Annotated in this window: 20 protein-coding genes and 1 riboswitch; of the genes, 11 read left to right on the plus strand and 9 right to left on the minus strand. The window is 70.0% G+C overall.

All coding sequences use genetic code 11. From position 1 onward, the window contains the following. Positions 1-57: 57 nt before the first annotated feature. Together OHB21_RS27760 and OHB21_RS27765 are read left to right on the plus strand one after the other, a co-directional pair. A complete protein-coding gene (locus OHB21_RS27760; protein WP_195124154.1) occupies positions 58-885 on the plus strand; it encodes an expansin EXLX1 family cellulose-binding protein in 828 nt (275 codons plus the stop codon). A 425-nt stretch (positions 886-1,310) separates the two neighbouring features. Beyond that, a complete protein-coding gene (locus tag OHB21_RS27765) occupies positions 1,311-1,973 on the plus strand; it encodes a cutinase family protein (RefSeq protein WP_113975032.1) in 663 nt (220 codons plus the stop codon). A 69-nt stretch (positions 1,974-2,042) separates the two neighbouring features. Here OHB21_RS27765 and OHB21_RS27770 read toward each other — a convergent pair whose 3' ends face one another. Continuing rightward, the gene (locus tag OHB21_RS27770; RefSeq protein WP_067502421.1) at positions 2,043-4,070 is read right to left on the minus strand and encodes an SDR family oxidoreductase; all 2,028 of its coding nucleotides are present in this window, start codon (positions 4,068-4,070) and stop codon (positions 2,043-2,045) included. A 969-nt stretch (positions 4,071-5,039) separates the two neighbouring features. On the opposite strand from OHB21_RS27770, the gene OHB21_RS27775 reads away from it, so the two are divergent. Continuing rightward, on the plus strand, positions 5,040-6,527 hold the full coding sequence (locus OHB21_RS27775; RefSeq protein ID WP_228788435.1) for a sugar transferase: 1,488 nt from the start codon (positions 5,040-5,042) through the stop codon (positions 6,525-6,527). A 5-nt stretch (positions 6,528-6,532) separates the two neighbouring features. Here OHB21_RS27775 and OHB21_RS27780 read toward each other — a convergent pair whose 3' ends face one another. Continuing rightward, positions 6,533-7,195: a biliverdin-producing heme oxygenase gene (locus OHB21_RS27780; RefSeq protein ID WP_067502418.1), complete on the minus strand. Its 663-nt coding sequence runs from the start codon at positions 7,193-7,195 to the stop codon at positions 6,533-6,535. 233 nt (positions 7,196-7,428) lie between these two features. Continuing rightward, positions 7,429-8,877: a threonine/serine exporter family protein gene (locus OHB21_RS27785; RefSeq protein ID WP_067502597.1), complete on the minus strand. Its 1,449-nt coding sequence runs from the start codon at positions 8,875-8,877 to the stop codon at positions 7,429-7,431. Positions 8,878-9,124: 247 nt separating this feature from the next. Between OHB21_RS27785 and OHB21_RS27790 the strand changes: the two genes are divergently transcribed. Next, positions 9,125-9,970 carry an LLM class F420-dependent oxidoreductase gene (locus OHB21_RS27790; protein WP_195124501.1) on the plus strand — a complete coding sequence of 282 codons (846 nt, stop codon included), beginning with the start codon at positions 9,125-9,127 and terminating at the stop codon, positions 9,968-9,970. A gap of 136 nt (positions 9,971-10,106) precedes the next feature. On the opposite strand, the gene OHB21_RS27795 is transcribed toward OHB21_RS27790, so the two are convergent. Genes OHB21_RS27795 through OHB21_RS27805 form a run of 3 tightly spaced genes read right to left on the minus strand, consistent with a single transcriptional unit; the run spans position 10,107 to position 13,314 of the window. Continuing rightward, entirely contained in the window at positions 10,107-11,756 is a 1,650-nt protein-coding gene (locus OHB21_RS27795; RefSeq protein WP_195124155.1) for an ABC transporter permease, read from the minus strand. Further along, the gene (locus OHB21_RS27800; RefSeq protein WP_067502412.1) at positions 11,753-12,679 is read right to left on the minus strand and encodes an ABC transporter ATP-binding protein; all 927 of its coding nucleotides are present in this window, start codon (positions 12,677-12,679) and stop codon (positions 11,753-11,755) included. The genes OHB21_RS27795 and OHB21_RS27800 overlap by 4 nt, the downstream gene beginning before the upstream one ends. Beyond that, the gene (locus OHB21_RS27805) at positions 12,679-13,314 is read right to left on the minus strand and encodes a TetR/AcrR family transcriptional regulator (protein ID WP_195124156.1); all 636 of its coding nucleotides are present in this window, start codon (positions 13,312-13,314) and stop codon (positions 12,679-12,681) included. Before OHB21_RS27805 ends, OHB21_RS27800 begins: the two co-directional genes overlap by 1 nt. Before the next feature lie 109 nt (positions 13,315-13,423). Here OHB21_RS27805 and OHB21_RS27810 point away from each other — a divergent pair, with 109 nt between their 5' ends. Further along, positions 13,424-15,355, plus strand: coding sequence for an acyl-CoA dehydrogenase family protein (locus OHB21_RS27810; RefSeq protein WP_067502591.1), 1,932 nt, complete (start codon positions 13,424-13,426; stop codon positions 15,353-15,355). A 127-nt stretch (positions 15,356-15,482) separates the two neighbouring features. On the opposite strand, the gene OHB21_RS27815 is transcribed toward OHB21_RS27810, so the two are convergent. The 3 genes from OHB21_RS27815 to OHB21_RS27825 all read right to left on the minus strand — a co-directional run bounded on the left by OHB21_RS27815 (position 15,483) and on the right by OHB21_RS27825 (position 18,391). After that, a complete protein-coding gene (locus OHB21_RS27815; RefSeq protein WP_067502405.1) occupies positions 15,483-15,836 on the minus strand; it encodes a hypothetical protein in 354 nt (117 codons plus the stop codon). 182 nt (positions 15,837-16,018) lie between these two features. Beyond that, a complete protein-coding gene (locus tag OHB21_RS27820) occupies positions 16,019-16,903 on the minus strand; it encodes a nuclease-related domain-containing protein (RefSeq protein WP_324191948.1) in 885 nt (294 codons plus the stop codon). Between the two features lie 111 nt (positions 16,904-17,014). Continuing rightward, positions 17,015-18,391 (minus strand): DUF2252 domain-containing protein, encoded by a 1,377-nt coding sequence (locus OHB21_RS27825; protein WP_195124502.1) that lies wholly within the window; start codon positions 18,389-18,391, stop codon positions 17,015-17,017. 133 nt (positions 18,392-18,524) lie between these two features. On the opposite strand from OHB21_RS27825, the gene OHB21_RS27830 reads away from it, so the two are divergent. The 6 genes from OHB21_RS27830 to OHB21_RS27855 all read left to right on the plus strand — a co-directional run bounded on the left by OHB21_RS27830 (position 18,525) and on the right by OHB21_RS27855 (position 22,532). Continuing rightward, complete coding sequence (locus OHB21_RS27830; RefSeq protein ID WP_067502388.1) at positions 18,525-19,157, plus strand: CDP-alcohol phosphatidyltransferase family protein; 633 nt, start codon at positions 18,525-18,527, stop codon at positions 19,155-19,157. A gap of 42 nt (positions 19,158-19,199) precedes the next feature. Then, complete coding sequence (gene gcvH / locus OHB21_RS27835) at positions 19,200-19,598, plus strand: glycine cleavage system protein GcvH (protein WP_067502386.1); 399 nt, start codon at positions 19,200-19,202, stop codon at positions 19,596-19,598. A 165-nt stretch (positions 19,599-19,763) separates the two neighbouring features. Then, positions 19,764-20,249, plus strand: a complete 486-nt coding sequence (gene garA / locus OHB21_RS27840) for a glycogen accumulation regulator GarA (protein ID WP_067502383.1) — start codon at positions 19,764-19,766, stop codon at positions 20,247-20,249. A 70-nt stretch (positions 20,250-20,319) separates the two neighbouring features. Next, the gene (ftsR, locus tag OHB21_RS27845) at positions 20,320-21,117 is read left to right on the plus strand and encodes a transcriptional regulator FtsR (RefSeq protein ID WP_113975034.1); all 798 of its coding nucleotides are present in this window, start codon (positions 20,320-20,322) and stop codon (positions 21,115-21,117) included. Positions 21,118-21,264: 147 nt separating this feature from the next. Continuing rightward, the gene (locus OHB21_RS27850; RefSeq protein WP_067502377.1) at positions 21,265-21,738 is read left to right on the plus strand and encodes a bifunctional nuclease family protein; all 474 of its coding nucleotides are present in this window, start codon (positions 21,265-21,267) and stop codon (positions 21,736-21,738) included. A gap of 200 nt (positions 21,739-21,938) precedes the next feature. Next, on the plus strand, positions 21,939-22,532 hold the full coding sequence (locus OHB21_RS27855) for a MerR family transcriptional regulator (RefSeq protein ID WP_067502374.1): 594 nt from the start codon (positions 21,939-21,941) through the stop codon (positions 22,530-22,532). Between the two features lie 90 nt (positions 22,533-22,622). Further along, positions 22,623-22,720, plus strand: a riboswitch (glycine riboswitch). Positions 22,721-22,737 lie beyond the last annotated feature (17 nt).

Consider the following 22,737-nt stretch of genomic DNA (forward strand, 5'->3'; position numbering starts at 1 on the left):
GTGCATCGAACACCGATGGAGCAGCGCGGTTTTCGGAGTGGGTTCTGGTGGTCGGCGGTGGGTGCCGCGCTGGTCGCGGTCGCGGTCGGCGTATGGGTTGCCCGGCCGGGCGCGGCGGGTTGTGAGTCTGTGCCGCCGGAGGGCGAGCGGGTGGTAGCTACGAAGACCTTCCCGTTCGGCGGATCCGGTGTGGCGGCGCGGCCGACGCACGCCGGGCCGCAGGTGCCGGGTGAGGCCAGGTATTACGCGTCGTCGCAGGCTGTGGCGTGTTCGTTCGGTGATCTGCCGCCCGACGGCCTGTACGTCGGGCTGTCGGGAACCGAGTACGGGCAGGCCGATCTGTGCGGCGCGTACCTGGATGTGCGCGGGCCGCGCGGCGAGGTGCGGGTGCTGGTGGCGGACCGCTGCCCGGGATGTGCTCCGGGACAGGTGGATCTGAGCGCCGCCGCCTTCGACCGCATCGCCGATCGCGCGCAGGGCGTCGCGCCGGTCGGCTACAACTTGGTGCGCGACCCCGAGCCCGCGCCGCGGCTGAGCGTGGTGGTGAAGCCGGACTCGTCGCCCGCGTGGTTCGCGGTGCTCGTGACCGGGGCGGGAAATCCGCTGCGGCAGGTGGCGTTACGCGGCTCCGACGGCCACTGGCGCGAACTGTACCGGGGCATGGACAACTACTGGACCGTCTCCGGTGCCGGGGCGGGGCCGTTCGCCCTGCGCATCACCGACGCGTTCGGGCGGGAAGTGGAGATCGAGGGTGTATCGCCGGATTCGGGGGTGGTTCCGGTCGACGCGTCGCTGTACGGCTCGCCGGTCGCCGTACCGGACCCGGCCCCGCCCGCGACCGCCGCGCCGCCGGTGGACGTGGACGCCGTGCGCTGTGAGCCGTGATCGACACCGGACCTTCCTCCGCGCGCTGCGCGCGCCCTGCACCTGCCTGCGCCCGGCGACAGCATTCGCGCCAGGGGCACCCTCGTGTCCTTGCCGCAGGCATTTGCCGGAAGGATGCTGAGAGTGGCTGCGGCCACGCCGAATTCGTCGTCACCGGGTGGATAACCGAGGCGTGGACGGGGTACTCACCGGATGAGGTTGCCGCCGCGCGGGACTCGTCTCGCGCGGCGTCGCCGCACGGCCGGGCGCAGCCGCCTGTTCGCGCGAATCGGCCACGCGCACAACGATTGTGCACTGAACCGGTGTCGGTTGGATCGCATCGCTCGACGCGATACCCCGCCGTTCGTACCCTCGCGGATACCGAGTAATTGTCAGTGACAATCGTCACTCGGTGAGTCTCACAACGGCGTGAGTGGGTGGTCGACATGGCGAATCGGAAGGGAACTCTGCACGGAAACCGGAGACTGGCACGGGTATTCGCGGTGCTCTTGCTGGTGGTCGGGATCGGGGCGGCGACAGGGCTGGGTACCAGGGCGTCCGCGGACGCCTGCGCTCCCGTCGATGTGGTCGTGGCGCGCGGCACCGGGGAACCCGGGTGGCTGGGCGCCGTCGTCGGCGATCCACTGTTCGGCACCTTGCGGCAGGTGCTGCCCGCGGGTGCGTCGGCGTACGCGGTGCGCTACCCGGCCGACCTGCTGGCGCCGTCCTCGCTGAGCGACGGAACACGCGATATGACACGGCATCTCGTGGAGCAGTCCGCGCGCTGCCCGCATCAGCGCTTCCTCCTGGTGGGGTATTCGCAGGGTGCGGTCGTGACGCACGGCGTACTCGGTACGGGTTTCGTCACGACGGTGCCCGGTGTCCATCCGGCGCCACCTGCCTTGGCGCCGAGGATCGCGGCGGTGCTGTTGTTCGGTGATCCGCTGCGGCTCGCCGGGTGGGGCGTGCCGGGGCACTACGCGGAACGCACCGGGAACTACTGTGCCGGAGGCGATCCCGTGTGCAGTAGCGGAATCGACACCGGGGCGCACACCCTGTACGGATGGGCGATCCGGCCCGCCGCGCACTTCGCGGTGAGCCGGATCTGAACCCGTCGAAAGACGAACGGTGGGGCCGGATTTCGCGATCCGGCCCCATCGTCTGTGCTCAGCAGGGGCTCACCACTGGAGACCCGGCACCACCCGGGCGACCCGCGCCGCGGGGTTGGGCAACGCCATCAGCGGCAGGATCACCGGCGCGAGGAGGGTGAGCGGGCCGCGCGACGGGCTGTCCGCGGACGCGCCCGGCGACACCTGCGCGGGAACCTTGGTGCCCTGGGCGGCGGTGGACTCCCCGAACATCCGGAACCCCTGGTGCAGGATGGTGCGCTTCACCGAGGGGAACAGCAACTCCACGGCCTGGGCGAATGTGCCGACCGGGGTGTCGATGCGGTCCGGGCGATCCTCCAGCGCGCGCACCACGATGGCGGCGGCCCGGTCGGGATCGGGCACCGGCAGCGACCGGTACAGGTCGGTGGGCGCGATCATCGGCGTGCGCACCAGCGGCATCCGCACCGAGGTGAACGTGATGCCCGCATCGCGATTCTCGACCGCCGCGATCTCGCTGAAATTGTCCAGCGCCGACTTGCTCGCCACGTACGCGGCGAACCGGGGGACCTTGGTCTGCACCGCGATCGAGGAGATGTTCACGACGTGGCCGAAGCGCCGGGCCCGCATCGACGGCAGCAGGCCGAGGATGAGGCGGACCGCGCCGAAGTAGTTGACCGCCATGGTGCGCTCGAAATCGTGCATGCGGTCGGTGGAGTTCACCACCGCGCGGCGGATCGAGCGGCCCGCGTTGTTCACCAGGTAGTCGACGTGGCCGTGCTCGTCGAGCACGGTGCGCACCAGCTCGTCGACGCCGGCCGGATCGGTGATGTCGCACGGATAGACATGCGCGACACCGCCTTCGGCGCGCACCGACTCCGCCGCGGCGGCCAGATCGTCGCGGCGGCGCGCCACCATCAGCACGATCGCGCCCCGCTTGGCGACGGCGTGCGCGGTGGCCAGGCCGATCCCCGAGGACGCGCCGGTGATCAGGACCGTGCGGCCGGCGAGCTGATCGCCGGTCGCGACGGGCCGGTCGCGGTCGGGGTTCATGTTCTCGCGCCAGAAGGTCCACAGCCGTTCGGCGTAGGACTCGAAGGGCGGCACCGTAATGCCGCTCGGGCGCAGCTGCGCCTGGGTGAAATCGGAGACGAACTCGGAGGCGAACGAGGTGTGCGGCGCGACCTCCGCCGGAATCCCCACCTGCCCCAACAGGAAATCGCGGACCGCGGGCACGCCGGGCAGCTGCGCGAGCCCCTCGAGGACGCGGCCGCTGCCGGGCACCGGGCCGATCCCGGTGGGTCCGCCGGCCGCGGCGGCCAGCGCGCCGTAGACGGCGTCGAAGGGCTGCGGCTCCGGATTCACCAGGTGGAAGGTGCGTCCGTCGAGGCCGGGCCTGCGCACCAACTCCACCATGGCGTCGGCGACGAAGTCGACCGGCACGATATTGGTGGCGCCCAGGTCGGGCAGCGGCACCGGCAGTTCCGCGGGCAGGCTCGCCAGTTTCGCGATGGCGGGGAAGAAGTAGTACGGGCCGTCCACCTTGTCCATTTCGCCGGTGCGCGAGTCACCGACCACGATCGCGGGCCGGTACACCCGCCAGCGCAGGTCACGCGACTCGCGGACCAGCTTCTCGGCGGTGAACTTGGTGCGATGGTAGGGCGAGGTGAGGTTCTGGCCGAGGTCGAAATCCTCCTCGAAGAACTTGCCCTTGTGGTCGCCCGCGACGGCGACCGAGGAGACGTGGTGCAGCACCGCGCCCAGCTCGCGCGCCAGGGCGATCACCGACTTGGTGCCGGTGACGTTGGCGGCGTGCGAGGTGTGCTCGTCGGCGGTCATGTCGTAGACCGCGCCCAGGTGCACGATGTGGTCGGCCTGCGGCGCCTCGCGGCGCAGGCCGAGGTGCTCGGCCGTGAGGTCGCCGGGCAGCGCGAACGCGCGCTCGCCGCCGTGCCAGTTCTCGGCCAGCTCGGCGAACTTCGCCGCCGACGCGGGGCGGACCAGCACGTGGACGATGGCGTCGGGGTCGGCGTCGAGCAGGCCCTGCACCACCCGCCGCCCGAGAAATCCGGTTCCGCCCGTCACGATGTAGGAGACCATCGTTTCCTCCTGCTGTTCACTCGAACCTGTTGTCGCACAATGTGATCCGGCATGCGGCGGTGAATGCGGGCATCGACGATTCGGCCCCCCAGAACTGCGGCCGGGCCGAAAGTAGGAACACCTTCGTCCTGACTGATAGGGAACAGTAATGGGTGCGGCGTCGCCGGGGCAAGCGGGGGCGGCTCCGCGACGGTGTGGGAATCCTCACCCATCGCACCAGGTCAAACGGTATGTGTGACAAGCTTTTCCAGTTACTTCGAGTGCGGGTACCGGGCGTCGCTAATCTTCAGCTATCACTGTGACTGTTCAGGGCGCCCCTCGTGGTTCGCGTATCGGTGCTCCCGGCGTCGCGGTCTGTGGGGCGTGCGGCCAGTCGTCCGTCGCGACCCGGTACCGCCCGCCGCCGAGGTCGGCATCCTCGGGGGACCGCCTTCGCGCCGGGCGCTTGTGGGTGGGGAATGATCCGGTCGCGCGGACGGCGCGATGAATCCGTGGATGCGAACCTCTCGGCGCGCCGAACTCAATTCTCCCAATACGCATCGGAATACGCGGGAACCGTGAACAGTGCCGGCCGATCAATGCGGAAATCCGCACGGGGGGGCATTTCTCACACCGGCGCGCAGGCGGTGGGTGAATCGGCTGAAAAGGACCGAGTTCGCGTCTCGCTACCGGTGACACGCCGTGTGCGGCATGCCGGTCGGACACCTGGTGGCAATCGTCCGTCGAGGGTTCTTCGTGAGATTCCCGTGGCGGGGTTCGAGATATCCGCGGTGAATTCCCCGTGCGCGAGTCTTCAGCTAATTGTCGGAATACCTTGCGCGCCTTGCGATCCGATTCCCGAAACGCAATTTGTTCTGTAACAATCGTCTGTTGGCCGTCGACAGAGCGAGCATCCCGCCGGCGGTCCGGTGCGGGGCGGCGGGCCCGATCGACGGGGATCGGGGCGACGAATCACTCCCAGGGGGAGGTATGAGTTCCATGACCTACGAGATCGGTGGCGACGGCCTCGCGGCGCCGCGCTCCGCGCGAGAACGCTGGCAGGCCACCTACATTCGCAGGCTGGTGGTGACCGACTCGGTCGTGGTCGCGGCGGCGGTGGGGCTGGCGCAGCTGATCCGCTTCGGCGGACCCGTCGCGCCGCCGCTGGCGTGGAATCTGCCCTACGACGTGGGGTACACGGCGGTGTCGCTGTCGCTGGCCCTCACCTGGGTGGGATTCCTCGCCGTCTGTCACACCCGCTCGCCCCAGGTGGTGGGTAGCGGCACCGAGGAGTACCGGCGGCTGGTCGCGGCCACGCTGCGCCTGTTCGGCGCGCTGGCGATCGTGTCGCTGCTGTTCCGGATCGATGTGGCGCGTGGGTATCTGGCCATCGCGTTCCCGCTCGGCCTGCTCGGGTTGATGCTGAGCAGGCTGGGCTGGCGCGTGCACGCCAGGAGTCGCAGGCGCGGGTACGCCGAATACCTCACCTCGGTGCTGGTGGTCGGCGTCCCCGAGGCGGCGCGGGCCATGGCGGACGCGTTCTCCCAGGACCCGGATTCCGGGTATCGCGTGGTGGGTGTGTGCGTTCCGCGCGGTGCGCACGGCGGTTTCGAGGCGTCGGGGCGGATGGTCTCGGTGGTGGGTGACGATCGCACGGTTCTGGACGCGGTGCGCCGCAGCGGCGCCGACACCGTCGCGGTGACGGCCACCGAACATCTCGGCCCGGCCGAATTGCGCCGCATGGCTTGGGAATTGGACCCGCTCGGGGTGGAACTCATCGTCGCGCCCGGCGTGGTCGACGTGGCGGGCACCCGTCTGACCAATCGGCTGGTGGCGGGAATGCCCATGCAGCACATCGCCAAACCCCAGTACGACCGCGCCAAGTCGACCGGCAAGGCGGTGTTCGACCTGTGCTCCGCGGGGATCGTGCTGCTCGCCATCGCGCCCGTCCTCGTCGCGATCGCCGTGGCGGTGAAACTCACCAGCCCCGGGCCGGTCTTCTACCTCTCCGAGCGGATCGGGCGCGGCGGGCTGCCGTTCCGGATGATCAAGTTCCGCAGTATGTACGCCGACGCCGATCGCGAGGTGGCGGCGCTGATCGAGGCGGACGGCGGGAATCCGGTGTTCTTCAAACTGAAGGACGATCCGCGGGTGACGCCGGTCGGGCGCGTGATCCGCAAATTCAGCCTGGACGAGCTGCCGCAGTTCCTCAACGTGCTGCGCGGGGAGATGAGCGTGGTCGGCCCGCGCCCGCAGGTGCGGCGCGAGGTGGACTGCTACGACGGCGAGACGCGCAGGCGGTTGCTGGTGAAACCGGGCGTCACGGGACTGTGGCAGGTCAGCGGCAGATCCGATCTGTCACCGGAGGATTCGGTGCGCCTGGACCTGTCCTACGTGGAGAACTGGTCCATGGTGCTGGATCTGCTGCTGATCGCCAAGACCCTCGGCGCGGTCGCCCGCGGCGAGGGCGCGTACTGACCGGCTCAGGACGGGCGGCGGGCCGGGAACTCCGCCGCCAGCTCCGCGAAGAGCGCGGTGTTGTAGTCGAAGGCGCGCTGGCTCTCCTCCAGCACCCGCCTGCGCTCGAGCTCGTCGACGTTGAGATCGTCGAGCAGTGCCCGGTATTCGCGTTTGAACGCCGCCGGGTTGGCGATGCCGTCGAAGACGTAGAACCGCACGCCGTCGCCGCGGCGCGGCAGATCCCACAGCTTCTCCGCGGTGCCGCGGATGACCTGGCCGCCCGACAGGTCGCCGAGGTAGCGGGTGTAGTGGTGCGCCACGTAGCCCGCGGGCCAGTCGCGGGCGCACTCCTCGATGCGCTCGGCGTAGGTGCGGGTGGCCGGCAGCGGCGTGACCTCCGCGCGCCAGTTCGTGCCGAGCAGCGCCGCGAGATCACGTTCCAGTTCGGCGGTCCTGGCCAGCTCGGGCTTGATGAACGGACCCGCCACCGGATCGGCCGCCAGCTCCTCCCAGCGGGATTCCAGGGCGCGGTAGACGAACCACAACTGGCCGGTGTAGCGGTGGTAGGAATCGATCCCCAGCGCGCCGCCCAGCATGTCACCGATGAAGCTCGAGTTCTCGGCCTGCTCGTGCTGACGTGCGGTGGCGGACTGGATGCGCGCCGAGAACGGCACCGTCTCCGACATGGTTCTCCACCTCGTTCCTCTGCGGCGACCCGCGAAGTATGGCTACCCTAACCAACCGGTCCGACGATACCGTTTTCGATCTTCTCGCGCACCGGTGTTCCCACGACAGTCCCAGTGTGCCGGACGCCCGCGCTCGGTGGGTGGGTCCGGGGGCGTGCGCCGCCCGAGCGGTCGCGGGGGAGCGGCCCCCGCAACCCGCATCGCCGGTCCCGGCACAGGCCCGCCCGGCGTGCTCAGCGCATGGGTTTGGGACGGGAGGTCGGGGGTCCTGGGCGTCGGCGTCGGCGCACGATGATGGGGCGGCGCAGGGAGCCGAAGCGGCTGAGGATCTGGGGTTGGCGCAGCGTGCGGTCGCACCATTCGCCGAGGGTGACGCCCGCGGCCAGCGCGCAGCCGATGCCGAAGGCGCCGAGCAGTTGGTTCAGGCCGAGCAGCGGATCGTCGTCGAGCAACGAGTACAGCCCGCGGTAGACCGCGAGTCCGGGCAGCAGCGGCGTGATGCCCGCGACCGCGACGACCAGCGGCGGGGTGAGCGCGCGCCGCGCCATCAGACCGCCGGCCATGCCGATCGCGGTGGCCGCGACCCCCGAGGAGATGACCGGCCCGAAGCCCGCCTGCTGCACCAGGAAGTAGCAGATGGTGCCCGCCGCGCCGCCGAACGCCGCGGCGGCCAGCGCGCGCCGCTCCGCGTAGCAGGCGAGCGCGAACGCCACGGCCGCCACCGCGCCCGCCGCGATCTTGACGGGCAGATCGGTGATGTCGCGGCCGGAGGTCATCTCGATCGAGGGCACCGGCAGTCCCGCCACCTGCGCCAAGCGCAGCGCCAGCGCGATACCCGCGACGATACCGCCCGTCATCATCACCACCTCGAGCATGCGGGCGGTCGCCGTGATGGGTGCGCCGGTGATCGCGTCCTGCACCGATCCGACCAGTTGCAGACCGCTGAGCAGCACCGTGATGCCCGCGGCGACGATCAGGGTGGAGTCCACCTCGAGTTGCAGCGGTTCGGCGAGCGCGGTGAGCACGATGGCGGGGGTGACCGCGATCAGGCCGCCCATCATGTGCTGGAAGAAGAACGGCAGGCCGAAGCGGTTCAGCAGCCGGTTCACCCGATCGATGGCGGCGGTGGTGGCGAAGCTGACCGCGGCGACGAGCGCGCCGCCGCCGAGCAGCACCGCGATGGCGGCGGCGAGCAGCGACCAGCCGAACGTCGCCGACCACCTCGGGTAGGGGTGGGGCGCGGTGACGATGGCGTCCAGGGCCGCGCGGGCTTCGTCGGGCGGCACCACCTGGGTGCGGATGCGGCGGGTCAGCCGGTCGACGGCGGCCAGGCGGGTGAAGTCCAGCGAGCGGTAGTGCACGACCCGCATGGTGCTGGCCGGGGGGAGCTGGGGGCCGCGGTCGGCCCAGATGCGGATGGAGTCGTAGGTGACGTCGACGTCGCAGCGGGCCAGTCCGTAGGTGGCGGCGATGAAGCGGACCTGGGTGGCGGTGTCCACCACGCCGGTGCCCGAGGCGAGCACCACCTCGCCGACGCGGATGGCGAGGCCGAGCACTTCGGCCACCGCGGCGTCGTCGGTGAGATCGATCGGTTGCAGCGGCGCGGGCGCGGCGACGATGGTGTCGGCCGTGGCTTGGCGGTCGGCGACGAGCAGGCTGATGGCCTGCGTGACCACCGGCAGTTTCACTGCCTTCGGTGGCCACCGCCGGTGCCGCCGGCCGATGGGATCGGCTCGCGGATCGACATTGTCTCCTCCCGGTAGCGCGTCCACATCCATGCCCGCGAACGTAGTCGCCCGGGGTGGGGTCCGGCATCGTGCCCTGGCACACGCCGCGCGCCCGCCGCGTATCGATCGAGGCCGAACCCTTGGACACGGCCGTCGAGGATGGTAGAACTTGTTCTAGTTTCCGGCGATGGGAGTGCGGACGGTGCGGTACGGAATCGTGTTGTTCACCAGTGACAGGGGCATTACGCCCGCCGAGGCCGCGGCGGCGGCCGAACAGGCGGGGTTCTCCTCGTTCTACGTTCCCGAGCACACCCACATCCCGGTGGTGCGCGCGGCGGCGCATCCGCAGACGGGGGACGCGAGCCTGCCCGACGATCGCTACCTGCGCACCCTCGATCCGTGGGTGGCGCTGGGCACGGCGGCCGCGGTGACCGAGCGGATCACGCTGTCCACGGCGGTGGCGCTGCCCGCCGAACACCACCCCATCACGCTGGCCAAGACCATCGCGTCGCTGGACCATCTGTCCGGCGGCCGGGTCAGCCTGGGTGTCGGATTCGGTTGGAACACCGACGAACTCGCCCACCATGGGGTGCCGCCGAACAAGCGCCGCACCGTGCTGCGCGAGCACCTCGAGGCGATGCGCGCCCTCTGGACCGACGAAGAGGCCTCCTACAGTGGGGATTTCGTGCGGTTCGGGGCCAGCTGGTCGTGGCCCAAGCCGGTGCAGAAGCACATCCCCGTCCTGCTCGGCGCGGCCGGTACCGAGAAGACCTTCGGCTGGCTCGCCGACAACGCCGACGGCTGGATCACCACTCCCACCGAAGGCGGCATCGACGACAAGATCGCACTCCTGCACCGGGTCTGGCGCGAGAAAGGGCGCGAGGGCGCTCCGGAGATCATCGCCCTGGCCGGCCGCCCGGATGCCGCCCAACTGGCCCACTGGGCCGAGCGGGGCGTGACCGAGGCCGTCTTCGGCGTCCCCGACCGCTCCGCCGACGAGGTCCGCGCCTATCTGGAACGCCTCGCCGGCAAGCTCGGCCTGACCTGACGCCCGACTCGAAAGATGTTCCGGTGCGGCGTGCTTCCTGCCGTCCGGGATGCGCGCCGCGGCCCCGATCGCCCGGCGCGCGAGGTGACCCCGCCCGGTTCAGGCCCGGACGGGGTCACCTTTTTGTCGAGCTCTCTCAGCCGATGTCGCGGCGCCGGTAGGCGAACAACCCCGCCGTGAGGAGGGCGGCGGCGATCGCCAGGAGCCACAGGATCGGGGTGGCGGTGAATTCGGCGCCGGGGAGTTTGGGCGGGTGGTTGAACGGGACGAGGTTCATCGTCCAGTCGGGGAGCAGGTCGAAGGAACCGATGAAGTAGACGGCGATCAGGGTGGACAGGACGCCCCAGGCCAGCGGCGCGTAGCGGGGGAGGAAGCCGAGCAGCGCGACCGTGAGTCCCGTGACGACCCAGACCGCGGGGAGCTGGACCAGGGCCGCGCCCAGCGTGCCGGACAACTGCCCGCCGAGGTCGTCGGTGGTGGCGCCGTGGATGCCGCCGATGGCGAGCGCCGCGGCCAGCAGGGCCACCGCCGGGCCGAGCAGGGCGTAGCCGAGGTGGCTCGCGGCGTAGCGGATCCGGCCGACCGAGCAGGCCAGCACCAACTCGGTGCGGGTGCCGGTCTCCTCCTCGTGCAGGCGCAGCGCCGCCGACACCGAATAGGCGGCGGCCGCGGCGGCCAGCACGGTGACGGCGTAGGCGATGAAGGAGTCCTCCAGGCTCTCCGAACCGCCCATGCGGGTGACGAGTTCGGCGAGCTCCTCGCTCTCGGCGAGCATGTCGCCGATGCTGCCGACGGTGCCGCCGATCAGCAGGCCGTAGAGCACGAACCCGAACGTCCAACCCAGCAGGGTGCCGCGCTGCAAGCGCGTCGCCAATCCCCACGGCCCGTTCAGCGTCGGGGCCGCGCGGGCGGGGCCGGGCCGTTCGGCCAGCATGCCCGAGCCCGTATCACGGTGCCGCAGCAGCGAATACGCCGCCGTGACGGTGAGCGCGGTGCCGCCGGACAACAGGATCAGCACCCACCAGCGCTCGTCGGCGAACGGACGGATCTGCGCGCTCCACCCCAGCGGTGAGAACCACGACAGCACACCGTTTCCCGCGTCACCGGCGGCGCGCAGGCCGAACGCCGCGCCGAGTGCCGAGAACGCCACACCGCGCGCGACCCGGGCGCCCGCACTCGCCTGGGCGGCCACGGCCGACACACCCGCCCACAGCGCACCCGACCCGGCCAGCGCCGCGCCGAACGCCACCGACCCGGCGGCGGGCAGATCGGACGCGTACAGCGATGCGCCGCAGACGATTCCGGCGAGCAGCGCGCCACCCCAGGTCAGCAGCAGCGCCGAGGTGAGCCCGGCGAAGCGCCCGACGGCGGTGGAGGCCACCAGCTCCGCACGCCCGGACTCCTCTTCGACGCGGGTGTGCCGGATGACCGTGAGGACGGCCGCGATCGCGATGACGGAGTACATCGCCCCGCCCTCCCAGGTGCCGATCGACCCGAGCTCCGAGCTGAACACCGGCCCGTACATGGCGCGCAGCGCCGGATTGGCGGCGGTGGTCTGCGCCAAGGTGTCCAGCTGCGCCTGCGTGGTGTACAGGTCGCGGATGCTGAGGAACTGGAACACCGGCATGAGGCCGATGAGAATCGCCCAGACCGGCAACACGCTTCGGTCCCGGCGCAGCGCCAGGCGCAGCAGGTGGCCGGTGCCCGTGAAGTCGGCCACGACGCCCCGCACGGTGGTGGTGGCGGGAGCGCGATGCGCACCTCCCGCCGTGAGCGTGGCGGTCATGACGCCACCGCGCTCTCGGTCGCGGTGTCGGCGGACTGCCCGTCCACGTGGTAATGGCGCAGGAACAGTTCCTCCAGCGTCGGCGGCGCGCTGGTGAGGCTGCGCACCCCGACGTCACCGAGCACGCGGATCAGTTCGCCGAGGTGTTCGCTGTCGACCTGGCACCGCAGGGTCGTGCCGTCCAGTTCGATGTCGGCCACGCCCGGGATGCGGCCGAGATCGCCGGGGTCACCGAGCAATTCGGCCGTGATGGCGGTGCGCGAGAGGTGCCGCAGGTCCGCGAGGGTGCCGCTCTCGACGGTGCGCCCGGCCCGGATGATGGTCACCCGGTCGCACAGCGCCTCCACCTCCGAGAGGATGTGGCTCGACAGCAGCACCGTCGTGCCGCGGTCGTTGGCCTCGCGCACGCAGTCGCGGAACACCTGCTCCATCAGCGGGTCCAGGCCGGAGGTCGGTTCGTCGAGCAGCAGCAGCGGTACGTCGGAGGCCAGCGCCGAGATCAGCGCCACCTTCTGCCGGTTGCCCTTGGAGTAGGTGCGCGCCTTCTTGGTCGGGTCGAGGTCGAAGCGTTCGACCAGTTCGTCGCGGCGCTTCGGGTCCAGGGTGCCCCGCATGCGCGCCAGCAGATCGATGGTCTCACCGCCGCTGAGCGCGGACCACAGCGTGACATCGCCCGGCACATAGGCCAATTCGCGATGCAGTGAGACCGCGTCGGTCCACGGATCGCGGCCGAGCACCGCGGCCCGTCCGGACGTGGCGCGCAGGATGCCCAGCAGCACGCGGATGGTGGTGGACTTGCCCGCGCCGTTCGGGCCCAGGAATCCGTGGATCTCGCCGTCGCGCACCGTGAGGTCGAGGCCGTCGAGGGCGGTGACGTGGCCGAACGTCTTGCGCAGGCCGCGGATATCGATGACGTCGGTCATCACTTCTCCTTGGTGAGGATGTCGAGCAGGGACGGGTCCGCGAGCAGACCCTGGGTGTAGATCTCGAGCACGGGCGGGGTGAACTCCTCGGCGACCGCCCGCATGACCTGCGCGAAGTCCACCTCCTCGCCGTCGGCGTGGTGGAGCTGGACCCAGAGCATCACGGCGCCGGTATTGAGGGTCACGATCAGGCGCGCCCGCGCCATGGGGTCGCGGCTGGGTTTGATCACGCCCGCCTCGACTCCGCGCTCGATGTAGTCGTAGGCGTCGTCGACCATGCGCTCGAACAGCGATTCGGCGACCGGGCCGCCGGCCTGCAAGCTGCGCACCAGATAGGCGAGCAGCGGACCGTAGGCGTCGATCTCGGCCATGGCGGCGAGGATGCCCTTGGCCGTGTCCGATGAGGTGAGGGTTCGCAGCTTCTGGCTGCGGACCAGCTCGAGCACGCGGTTGTCACAAGCGGTGCGCAGCCCCTCCTTGGACCCGAAGTGGTGATTGACCAGACCGGGGGAGACGCCCGCGGCGGCGGCGATGGCGCGGACTCCGACCTGGAATCCCCGCGCGCCGAACACCTCGATCGCCGTGTCCCGGATGCGGGCCGCGGTGGTGAGGTCCGCGTCGGCCGCCTTCGTCATGGGTCCCCTCTCGTTGAACGCGTGTTCAATAAATTAAACACTCGTTCAATCGGATCGGCAAGGGTTTTGCGTCGACCACCCGACACCGGCGGCGGCTATGGTCGGGTACATGGCTACCGGTAGCTCGACGACGGCAGATCACCTACGCGCGGCACTCGACGGACCGTGGGGCGCGGTTCGCGAGGAGGCCAGGATCCAACTGGCAGGGGAGGAATTCACCGGAGACCCGTATCTCGACTACAAGGCGGCGCGCGCCCGCGTGCTCGACCAGATGCGCGCCATCACGAAACTCGGTCTGGCCGAACGTGGATTCCGCCGGGAGAACGGCGGCACCGGCGAGCCCGGTGCGGCGGTGACCGGTCTGGAGATGCTCGCCTACGCCGATCTCTCGCTGTGGGTGAAGTCCGGCGTGCAATGGGGACTGTTCGGCGGCGCGGTGGAGAACCTGGGCACCGAACGGCACCGCCCCTACATCGAGCGGCTCATCAGCCTGGACCTGCTCGGCTGTTTCGCGATGACCGAATCCGGGCACGGCAGCGACGTGGCCAGCCTCGAGACCACGGCCACCTACGATCCGGACACCCGAGAGTTCGTGATCCATTCGCCGACCCCGTCCGCACGCAAGGATTACATCGGCGGCGCGGCCGAGCACGCCACCATGGCGGCGGTGTTCGCGCAGCTGATCACCGGCGGCGAGAACCGCGGCGTGCACTGCCTGCTGGTGCCGATCCGCGACGAGCACGGCGCGGATCTGCCCGGCGTCACCACCTCCGACGACGGGCTCAAGGGCGGCCTGCTCGGTGTCGACAACGGGCGCATCGTCTTCGACAACGTGCGCGTGCCGCGCGAGAACCTGCTCAACCGCTACGCCGACGTGGCCGAGGACGGCACCTACTCCTCGGAGATCGACAACCCCAGCCGCCGCTTCTTCACCACCCTGGGCACGCTGGTGCGCGGGCGGGTCAGCGTGGGCGGCGCGGCCGCGGCGGGCGCCCGGGTGGCGTTGAGCATCGCGGTGCGCTACGCGCTGAAGCGGCGCCAGTTCTCCGATCCGGACACCGGCGCGGAGACGGTGCTGCTGGACTACCGCAGCCACCAGCGCAGGCTGCTGCCGCTGGTCGCGAAGTCCTACGCCTACGCCTTCGCACAGAACGATCTGGTGCGCCGCATGCACCTGGTGCAGACCGGCCAGGATCTGGCGCCGGGCGCGCAGCGGGCGCTGGAGAAGCGCGCCGCGGGCCTCAAGGTCGCCCAGACCAGGCACGCCACCCGCGCCATCCAGGAGTGCCGCGAGGCGTGCGGCGGCGCGGGCTATCTCACCGAGAACCGCCTGGTGACGCTGAAGGGCGACACCGACGTGTTCACCACGTTCGAGGGCGACAACGTGGTGCTCACCCAGCTGGTCGCCAAGGAACTGCTGACCGCTTACTCCGACGAGGTGCGCGACCTCGACGCGCTGGGCTGGGTGCGCTTCGCCGCCACCATGGCCGGCGACGTGGTGCGCAAGCAGACCGGCGTGCGCCAGCTGATCCAGACGTTGCGCGACCGCAGCGACGAGAACGTCGACGAGGGCGACCTGTCCCGCCGGGCGGTGCAGCTGCAGCTGCTGGCCGACCGCGAGGACTACCTGGTGCGCACCGCCGCCCACCGGCTGCGCGCCCGGGCCAAGGACACCGGGCCGTTCGAGGCGTTCAATAACGCCCAGGACCACATCCTCGCCGCCGGCACCGCCCACATCGACCGCCTGGTGCTGGAGGCGTTCATCGAGGGCATCGCCGACATCCAGGACCCGGAGGCCAAGGCGCTGGCCGACGACGTCTGCGACCTGTTCGTGTACTCGCTGCTGGAGGAGAACTCCGCCTGGTTCATCATGCACCGATTCATGTCGGTGGAACGCGCCAAGGCGGTGCGGCGCGGCGTGAACCAGCTCGTGGACCGCCTGCGCCCCCAGGCGCTGACGCTGGTGGAAGGGCTGGGCGTGCCGGAAAACATGCTGCGCGCGGCAATGCTGGACGACGCCAGCGTTTACGAACGCGCCTAGCACTTCTCCCCGCGGGGCCGGTGCCATCGCGTACCGGCCCCGTCCACAAGGCAACCTATTCGAACCTCGCGACCAAGGCCTACACCTGTTGCAACGGCACTGGATGCCGAGCAATACGCCGAAGGCGTTAGCTTTCGCGGCCGCGGATGAGTTTGCGGATGGTGGCGTCGGGGTTGTCGACGTCCACGACGAGGCGGGTGAACGGCCCGGACGCCAGGTCGACGCGGATCGCCTTGCCGCGGAAGGTGGTGTCCCAGAACTCCTTGCGGCCCTTGCCATCCCGATAGGTACCGGCCGCGATCACCTTGGGCAGGTAAGTGCCGGGCGCCCGCAACCAGGGCGGGCGCAACTCGGGCTCGGCGCGAGCGACCTCGCCGATGGCGTCGGAGGGCACCGTGATCGTGCGCCGCAGCGCCCACAACCGGTGACTGCCGACCACCCGGAAGGTGACGGTACGGCGGGTGACCTCCACCTCGACCATAATGCTCCTCCTCGAACCCGAGCCCAGCTCAACAAACCCTGCCCGGTCTATCAAGCCTGAGCCAGCCCCACCACCATCGGACACCGGCCCGGTCCACAAAGCAAACTTCTGGGACTTCGCGACCAAGGCCCACACCTGTTGCAACGGCACTGGATGCCGAGCAATTCGCCGAAGGCGTTGGCTTACCCCGGGCCGTAGGTGAGGATCGCCGTGATGACGAACCACAGCGCCCACGCGAACGCGACGAGCATGCCGACCGTGAGCACGGCGCGCATGAGGGCCCGGCCCATATCGATGTCACCGCGTTCGGGCGGGTACAGCTTCCACGGGCTGTACCAGGGCGCTTCGACGGCGAAAACCGGTCGGTGCGCCTCTTTTTCGGCCTGCGCCAGCTCCTCGGCGTACGCCTCGGCCTGGGCCTGGTTCGGGCCGCCGTGCCACAGCGAGATCTCCACCGGGCCGAGGAAGCCCTCGTTGAGCAGTTCCTGCGGGGCGGGCAGATAGGGCAGGATGCCCAGGCCGCGGAAGGCGATGGCGATGTCGTTCACCGTCCACAGGTGTTTCTCGCTCTGCGCCAGCGTGTCGAAGTAGTGCCGCAGCCGGGCCGGGTCGTTGCCCAGGATGACGTCGAAACTCGGGTCGCTCCAGGCCTGTTCGATGCTCAGCTCGGTGCCGCGCAGCGGGACGACGAGCGCGACGCCGTGCACGGCGCGCTGGCCGAGACCGCGCGCCGCGAGCCAGTCCTGCAACGCGTGCGTGTGCTCGCGCGACCGCTCCAGCGGCGTGCGGCGGTCGCGCCCTTCCAGCACCACGGGCTCACCGTCGATCACCCACGGCCCGTTGAGCGGGATGTCGAGCACGCCGTCCTGGCGGGCGGTGAGCGCCTCGGCCTCGATCACCACGCAGCTGGTGGGCGTCCACACGACGGCGTCGAACTGGTGCAGCCGGTTCTCGTGGAAGAGGCTGCAGTTGATGGTGGCGACGCCGTGCGGGCTGGCCGGATCCTTCCAGGTGCGCAGCCAGTCGATCAGCGCCCGTTCGGCATTGGTGCCTGCCGGGTTCTGCACTCGTACGAGCATTCGCGACCGCCCTTCACGTCGTCACTCGACAGGGGACAGGATACGAGCCCGCGCGCGTGGCGCGCGCGGCTCGGGCCGACCTACGGCGTGTCGGTCGCCTCACTCGGGGATCTCGGCGGCCAGGCGGCCCGCGCGCACGGCCCGCACCAGCTCCTCGTGGTCGGCCTCGGTGCGGTCGGCGTAGCGCACCGCGAACGCGGTGACGGCGTCGTCGAAACGCTCGTCCCCGTCCAGGTAGCCGGCGAGCAGGCGCGGGTCCAGGGAGCGCGAATGCGCCCGCGCGAGCAGCGCGCCCGCGAGCCTGCCGTAGTCGTCGAGATCGTCGGCCGACAGCCCGGCCGGGTCGATGCTGCCCTTCAGATTGCGGAACTGGCGCACGATGAACGGCAGTTCGCGTCCGCCCAGCCGCAACGTCGTCCAGCCGAGCAGAATGTCGGTGTCGGCCTGAACGAGCCTGGCGCCCCGCACGATTCGCTCACCCTCGTGGCGCACGGGTGGCGCGGGCAGATACGGCGCGAGCGCCGAGGGGATGGACTGCTTGAGTTGCAGCACCAGCACCTCGCCCTCGTTGCCGTGCAGCAGCGCCACATAGCTGTGCAGGCCGACGCTGCCGGTGCCGACGATGCGAAAAGCGATGTCGGACAACGCGAATCGCGCCAGCAGATTGCGCCGCGACTCGCGCAGCGTGTCGGCGTAGCGCTCGAGCCCGTCGACGACCTCGGACTCGATGTCCTCGGCCACCGGGGTCAGCACCGGCGGGTCGCTCACGAATTCGTGCTTGCGCACGTCGGTTTCGTGATCGTCGAGGTGGCGGGTCCACTTGGCGGCCACCTTGGCGCTGGTGTTCTTGCGCGCCTTCTTGGCCGCCTTCTCGAAGTCGTCGATCAGGTCGTGCGCCTGGGCACGGTCGAGCACCGACTCGTCGGGCAGCGCGCTCCAGGATTGCATGAACGGCAGATCCGCCAGCTGGTCCACGGCCACGCGGTAGGAGCGGGCGGCGTCGCGCGCGGCGCGGCGGCAGTCGTCCTCGCTCGCGCCCGAGACGCGCCCGGCCAACACCAGGCTGGCGGCCAGGCGCTCCAGATCCCACTCCCACGGCCCGGTGATGGTTTCGTCGAAATCGTTGATGTCCATGACGATTTCGCCGCGCGCGGTGCCGTAGAGGCCGAAGTTGGCGGCGTGCGCGTCGCCGCAGAGCTGGGCGTCGAGCCCGCTGACCGGTCCGCCCGCCAGATCCGCCGCCATCAGCCCGGCCGCGCCGCGATAGAACGTGAACGGGTCCGACATCATGCGGCCCACCCGCAATGGCACCAGGTGCGGCAGGCGGTCGCGGTGGGTCGCCTCGATGTAGTCGAGCACCTCGGGGCGCCGCTCGCCGCGCGCCTGGCGATCGCGCACCGTCACCGGGGTGGTCTCGCGCAGGGCCCGCCCCCTGGCCCTGACCTCCTCGGCGGGAACATAGGAGCGCAGATCCATACCACTGTCCGACACAACGGATCACGCTAGCGCGCCCGCTCCGGTTCTCGCGCGTTCCGCCCGTGTCGCCGCTCGCCGGGAGGTGCCCGGATGGCGGTGCCGGGGGCCGGTGCGGTATGCACGGCGTGTGACTATGGAACCGGGAACCACCGAACCCGACGGCCGCCCCGGCCTGCGCGGCATCCTGGACGACCGCATCCTCACGGTGCCCAACGTCCTGAGCGTGCTGCGGCTGATCGGCGTGCCGCTGTTCCTGTGGCTGTTGCTGGTCGAACGGGCCGACGGCTGGGCCTTCGCCCTGCTGGTCGCCAGCGGGGTGACCGACTTCCTGGACGGCAAACTCGCCCGGCTGCTGGACCAGAGCTCGCGCCTGGGTGCGCTGCTGGATCCGTTCGTGGACCGGCTCTTCCTGGTGACGACCTTGCTGGCCTTCGTGATCCGCGGGTTGCTGCCCTGGTGGATCGCGGTGCTGCTGGTCGGGCGCGATCTGGTGCTGACCCTCACCCTCTCGGTGTACCGGCGTCGCGAGATGGACCCGCCCGAGGTGATCTACCTGGGCAAAGCCGCCACGTTCGCGCTCATGTCGGCGCTGCCGTGGCTGCTGGCCGGGCAGATGGATTGGGCGCTGGACGGTTTCGGCCGTGCCTTCGGCTGGGCCTTCCTCATCTGGGGCACCGCGGTGTATCTCTGGACGGGCGCGCTCTACGCGGGGCGCGCGATCGCCGTGGCGCGAGCGATACCGGCTGTGGGGCATCGTCACCCATAACCGATAAGGTTGCGTGCACCGTTCACGACGAAAGGACGCCCAGTGGCCCATACCCCCGAGGAACTGCGCTACACCGAAGAGCACGAATGGGTGAACCGGATCGGCCCCAATCGGGTGCGGGTCGGCATCACCGACTACGCGCAGACCCAGCTCGGCGACGTCGTGTTCGTGCAGTTGCCCGACGTGGACCGGGAGGCGACCGCGGGGGAGAGCATCGCGGAGGTGGAGTCGACCAAGAGCGTGTCCGACATCTATGCTCCGCTGGCCGCGAAAGTCGTTGCGGTGAACGGGGAACTGGACGCACAGCCCGAACTGCTCAACAGCGATCCCTACGGTGACGGATGGCTGTTCGAACTCGAGGTCGCCGACCCCGCGGGACTGGACGTCACCCTCGGTGAACTGCTGGATGCGGCAGGTTATCAAGGAGTTATCGGAGGCTGACCCGGCCTTACCGGTTCTCCCTGCACGGGCACGCCCCGGCAGGGTACGGTCAGAGCCAACGGATGTGCCGGCAACCGAATGCCGGTGTTCTGACGACACGATCGGTTGTGTCGACGAAGCATCACCTGCTTGCATGGATAATCAGGTTCGAGGAGGAGAGAAACGGTGAGCGAGAACAAAGACCCGGGTTACCAGGAGACCGCGGCCGAGACGACGTCGGTCTTCCGCGCGGACTTCCTGAACGAGGTCGACGCGTCGCGCTCCGGTGAGCCGACCGGCGAACAGCCGGTGCAAGGGGTGGAGGGCCTGCCCGCGGGCGCGGCCCTTCTGGTCGTCAAGCGCGGTCCGAACGCCGGATCGCGATTCCTCCTGGACCAGCCGACCACGTCGGCGGGTCGCCATCCCGACAGTGACATCTTCCTGGACGATGTCACCGTCAGCCGTCGTCACGCCGAGTTCCGGCAGGACGACGACACCTACCAGGTGGTCGACGTGGGCAGCCTGAACGGCACCTACGTGAACCGGGAGCCCGTGGACTCCTCGGAGTTGCAGAACGGGGACGAGGTCCAGATCGGCAAGTTCCGGCTCGTGTTCCTGACCGGGCCGCGGGCGTCGGTGAACGAGTCGTCAGCGGGTGCGGGCAGCCTATGAGCGCGCCGGCGCCGGCGAGATCGAAAGGCTCGGTGCTGTGACGGGTGCGGCGCAGTGGGCGCGCGGAGGGATGTCGATCGGCTCCGTGCTGGACCTGCTGCGCCCTGATTTTCCCGATGTCACCATTTCCAAGATCCGCTTCCTCGAATCCGAGGGGCTGATCCGGCCGGAGCGCACGCCGTCCGGCTACCGCAGGTTCTCGGTCGCCGACTGCGAGCGGCTGCGTTTCGTGCTCACCGCGCAGCGCGACCAGTACCTGCCGTTGAAGGTGATCAAGGAGCAACTGGAAGCGATCGACAGCGGTGCGGCGACCCTCGGCGTGCGGGAGGCCCGCGCGCGGGCGCACTCCGCGCGGGGTGGTGCGCAGGCGGGGCCTGCCTCCGCGTCCGACGGCGACTCGGCGGCTCGCGACGGGCGCGCCACACCGCCCGCGGCACCCCGCCGCCTGGGCGTGGTGCCGGGCGAGGTGTCGCCCGACGAGTTGCGCTTCGATCACGAAATCCGCCTCACCCGAGGGGATCTGCTCGCCAAGGCCGAGATCGATGAGAAGTTCCTCACCGATCTGATCCGGGCGAATCTGATCACACCGGGCGCGGGGGGCTATTTCGACGCCGAGGCCGTCACGGTGGCGCGCACCGCGCGCGCGATGGCCGAATTCGGCTTGGAAGCACGGCATCTGCGCGCGTTCAAACTGGCCGCCGACCGCGAGGCGGCGCTGCTGGCCCAGATCGCGGCGCCCATCGCCAAGAGCCGCGACGCCGGCGCGCGGGCCAGGGCCGAGGAGACCGTCCGCGAACTGGCGGCGCTCTCGCTGACCCTGCACACCAGCCTGGTGAAGTCCGCGGTGCGCGGCGCGCTCGGCAACTGATTCCGCGCGCGGGTTCCACACCGGCAACACACCGATTTCGGCTGTGCGCACCGATCGCTGCGCCGCCGGAAGTTCGCATAGACTCGTGATACGGCGAGCTCTGCGGAGGTCCAGCCGGGCGGCCGGAAGACAGTGGGAGGCGGAGGCATGAGTGAAATGCGCGTGATCGGCATCCGTGTCGAGCAGCCACAGAATCAGCCCGTGCTGTTGCTCCGCGAGGTGTCGGGGGATCGGTATCTGCCGATCTGGATCGGCCAGGCCGAGGCCACCGCCATCGTGCTCGAGCAGGAGGGGGTGACCCCGATCCGGCCGTTGACCCACGATCTGATCAAGATCCTGATCACCGAGCTCGGGCACACCCTCAAAGAGGTCCGGATCGTGGATCTGCAGGAGGGCACCTTCTACGCGGATCTGGTGTTCGACAACGAGCTGAAGATCTCGGCGCGGCCGTCGGACTCGGTGGCCATCGCCCTGCGCGTCGGCTGCCCGATCTACGCCGAGGAGGCGGTGCTCGAGGAGGCCGGTCTGGTGATGCCCGACGAGCGCGAGGACGAGGTCGAGAAGTTCAAGGAGTTCCTGGAATCGGTCTCCCCGGACGATTTCAAGGCCACCGACAGCTGAGAACGGCGAGAAACTTCTAGACCTGAAGTACAGCTGGAGACTTTTACCGCGCGTCGCGTTTGGTCTCACGATGCCGCTCCCGAGACAATCGACGGGAGTAATCTCGATAGTTGGACCACGTCCGGAATGACGGGTTGTCGGTCATACACGGAGCCGGGTCATCGATGAGGCTAGGCGTCGGCGGAGCAAGGGAGCGGTCAGTGGCAGAGCAATCGCAGGATGTGCGGCGGCCGGGCGTGAGTCCGACCGGGGACTCCGAGGTGCAGCCAGGCCTCTTCCCGGACGATTCCGTCCCCGATGATCTGGTCGGCTACCGCGTCCCGAGCGCGTGCCAAGTAGCGGGCATCACTTATCGGCAACTGGACTACTGGGCCAGGACCGGTCTGGTCGTGCCGTCCATCCGGGGCGCGGCGGGGTCGGGCAGCCAGCGGCTGTACTCGTTCAAGGACATCCTGGTCCTCAAGATCGTGAAGCGGCTGCTGGACGCGGGCATCTCGCTGCAGAACATCCGCATCGCGGTCGACCATCTGCGCAGCCGCGGCGTGCAGGATCTGGCCGGCATCACGCTGTTCTCCGACGGCACGTCGGTGTACGAGTGCACCTCGCCCGAGGAAGTGGTGGATTTACTGCAGGGCGGCCAGGGCGTCTTCGGCATCGCGGTCAGCGGCGCGATGCGCGAGCTCACGGGTGTCATCGCCAACTTCCCGGCCGAGCGCGCCACCAGCGCCACCGAGCGCCCGGAGGACGAGCTGGCCTACCGCCGCAAGGCGCGGATGAACCGGGCCACCGGCTAGCGCGCACGACCGCGCCGGGGCGGAGTGACGAGCGCGACACTCCGCCCGAGACGGCGATCCGCGCGAGCGCGGCATAAACTGGCGGTGCGTCGCCGCCGTGCGGGAGAGTCCCGGGCACATCCGCCCGGGCGCCGAAGGAGCAGCACCTCCCCGTCAATCTCTCAGGCAACAGGGACCGTGCGGGCATCGACGCCTCTGGAAAGCG

Source organism: Nocardia puris, from assembly GCF_036051655.1.
Taxonomy (GTDB): Bacteria; Actinomycetota; Actinomycetes; order Mycobacteriales; family Mycobacteriaceae; genus Nocardia; species Nocardia puris.

Excerpts from the sequence above, each read along its gene's own strand:
- OHB21_RS27765 (WP_113975032.1), top strand. The coding sequence starts at position 1,311 with ATGGCGAATCGGAAGGGAACTCTGCACGGAAACCGGAGACTGGCACGG.
- OHB21_RS27770 (WP_067502421.1), bottom strand. The coding sequence starts at position 4,070 with ATGGTCTCCTACATCGTGACGGGCGGAACCGGATTTCTCGGGCGGCGG.
- OHB21_RS27775 (WP_228788435.1), top strand. The coding sequence starts at position 5,040 with ATGAGTTCCATGACCTACGAGATCGGTGGCGACGGCCTCGCGGCGCCG.
- OHB21_RS27780 (WP_067502418.1), bottom strand. The coding sequence starts at position 7,195 with ATGTCGGAGACGGTGCCGTTCTCGGCGCGCATCCAGTCCGCCACCGCA.
- OHB21_RS27795 (WP_195124155.1), bottom strand. The coding sequence starts at position 11,756 with ATGACCGCCACGCTCACGGCGGGAGGTGCGCATCGCGCTCCCGCCACC.
- OHB21_RS27800 (WP_067502412.1), bottom strand. The coding sequence starts at position 12,679 with ATGACCGACGTCATCGATATCCGCGGCCTGCGCAAGACGTTCGGCCAC.
- OHB21_RS27805 (WP_195124156.1), bottom strand. The coding sequence starts at position 13,314 with ATGACGAAGGCGGCCGACGCGGACCTCACCACCGCGGCCCGCATCCGG.
- OHB21_RS27810 (WP_067502591.1), top strand. The coding sequence starts at position 13,424 with ATGGCTACCGGTAGCTCGACGACGGCAGATCACCTACGCGCGGCACTC.
- OHB21_RS27815 (WP_067502405.1), bottom strand. The coding sequence starts at position 15,836 with ATGGTCGAGGTGGAGGTCACCCGCCGTACCGTCACCTTCCGGGTGGTC.
- OHB21_RS27825 (WP_195124502.1), bottom strand. The coding sequence starts at position 18,391 with ATGGATCTGCGCTCCTATGTTCCCGCCGAGGAGGTCAGGGCCAGGGGG.
- OHB21_RS27830 (WP_067502388.1), top strand. The coding sequence starts at position 18,525 with ATGGAACCGGGAACCACCGAACCCGACGGCCGCCCCGGCCTGCGCGGC.
- ftsR (WP_113975034.1), top strand. The coding sequence starts at position 20,320 with ATGTCGATCGGCTCCGTGCTGGACCTGCTGCGCCCTGATTTTCCCGAT.
- OHB21_RS27850 (WP_067502377.1), top strand. The coding sequence starts at position 21,265 with ATGAGTGAAATGCGCGTGATCGGCATCCGTGTCGAGCAGCCACAGAAT.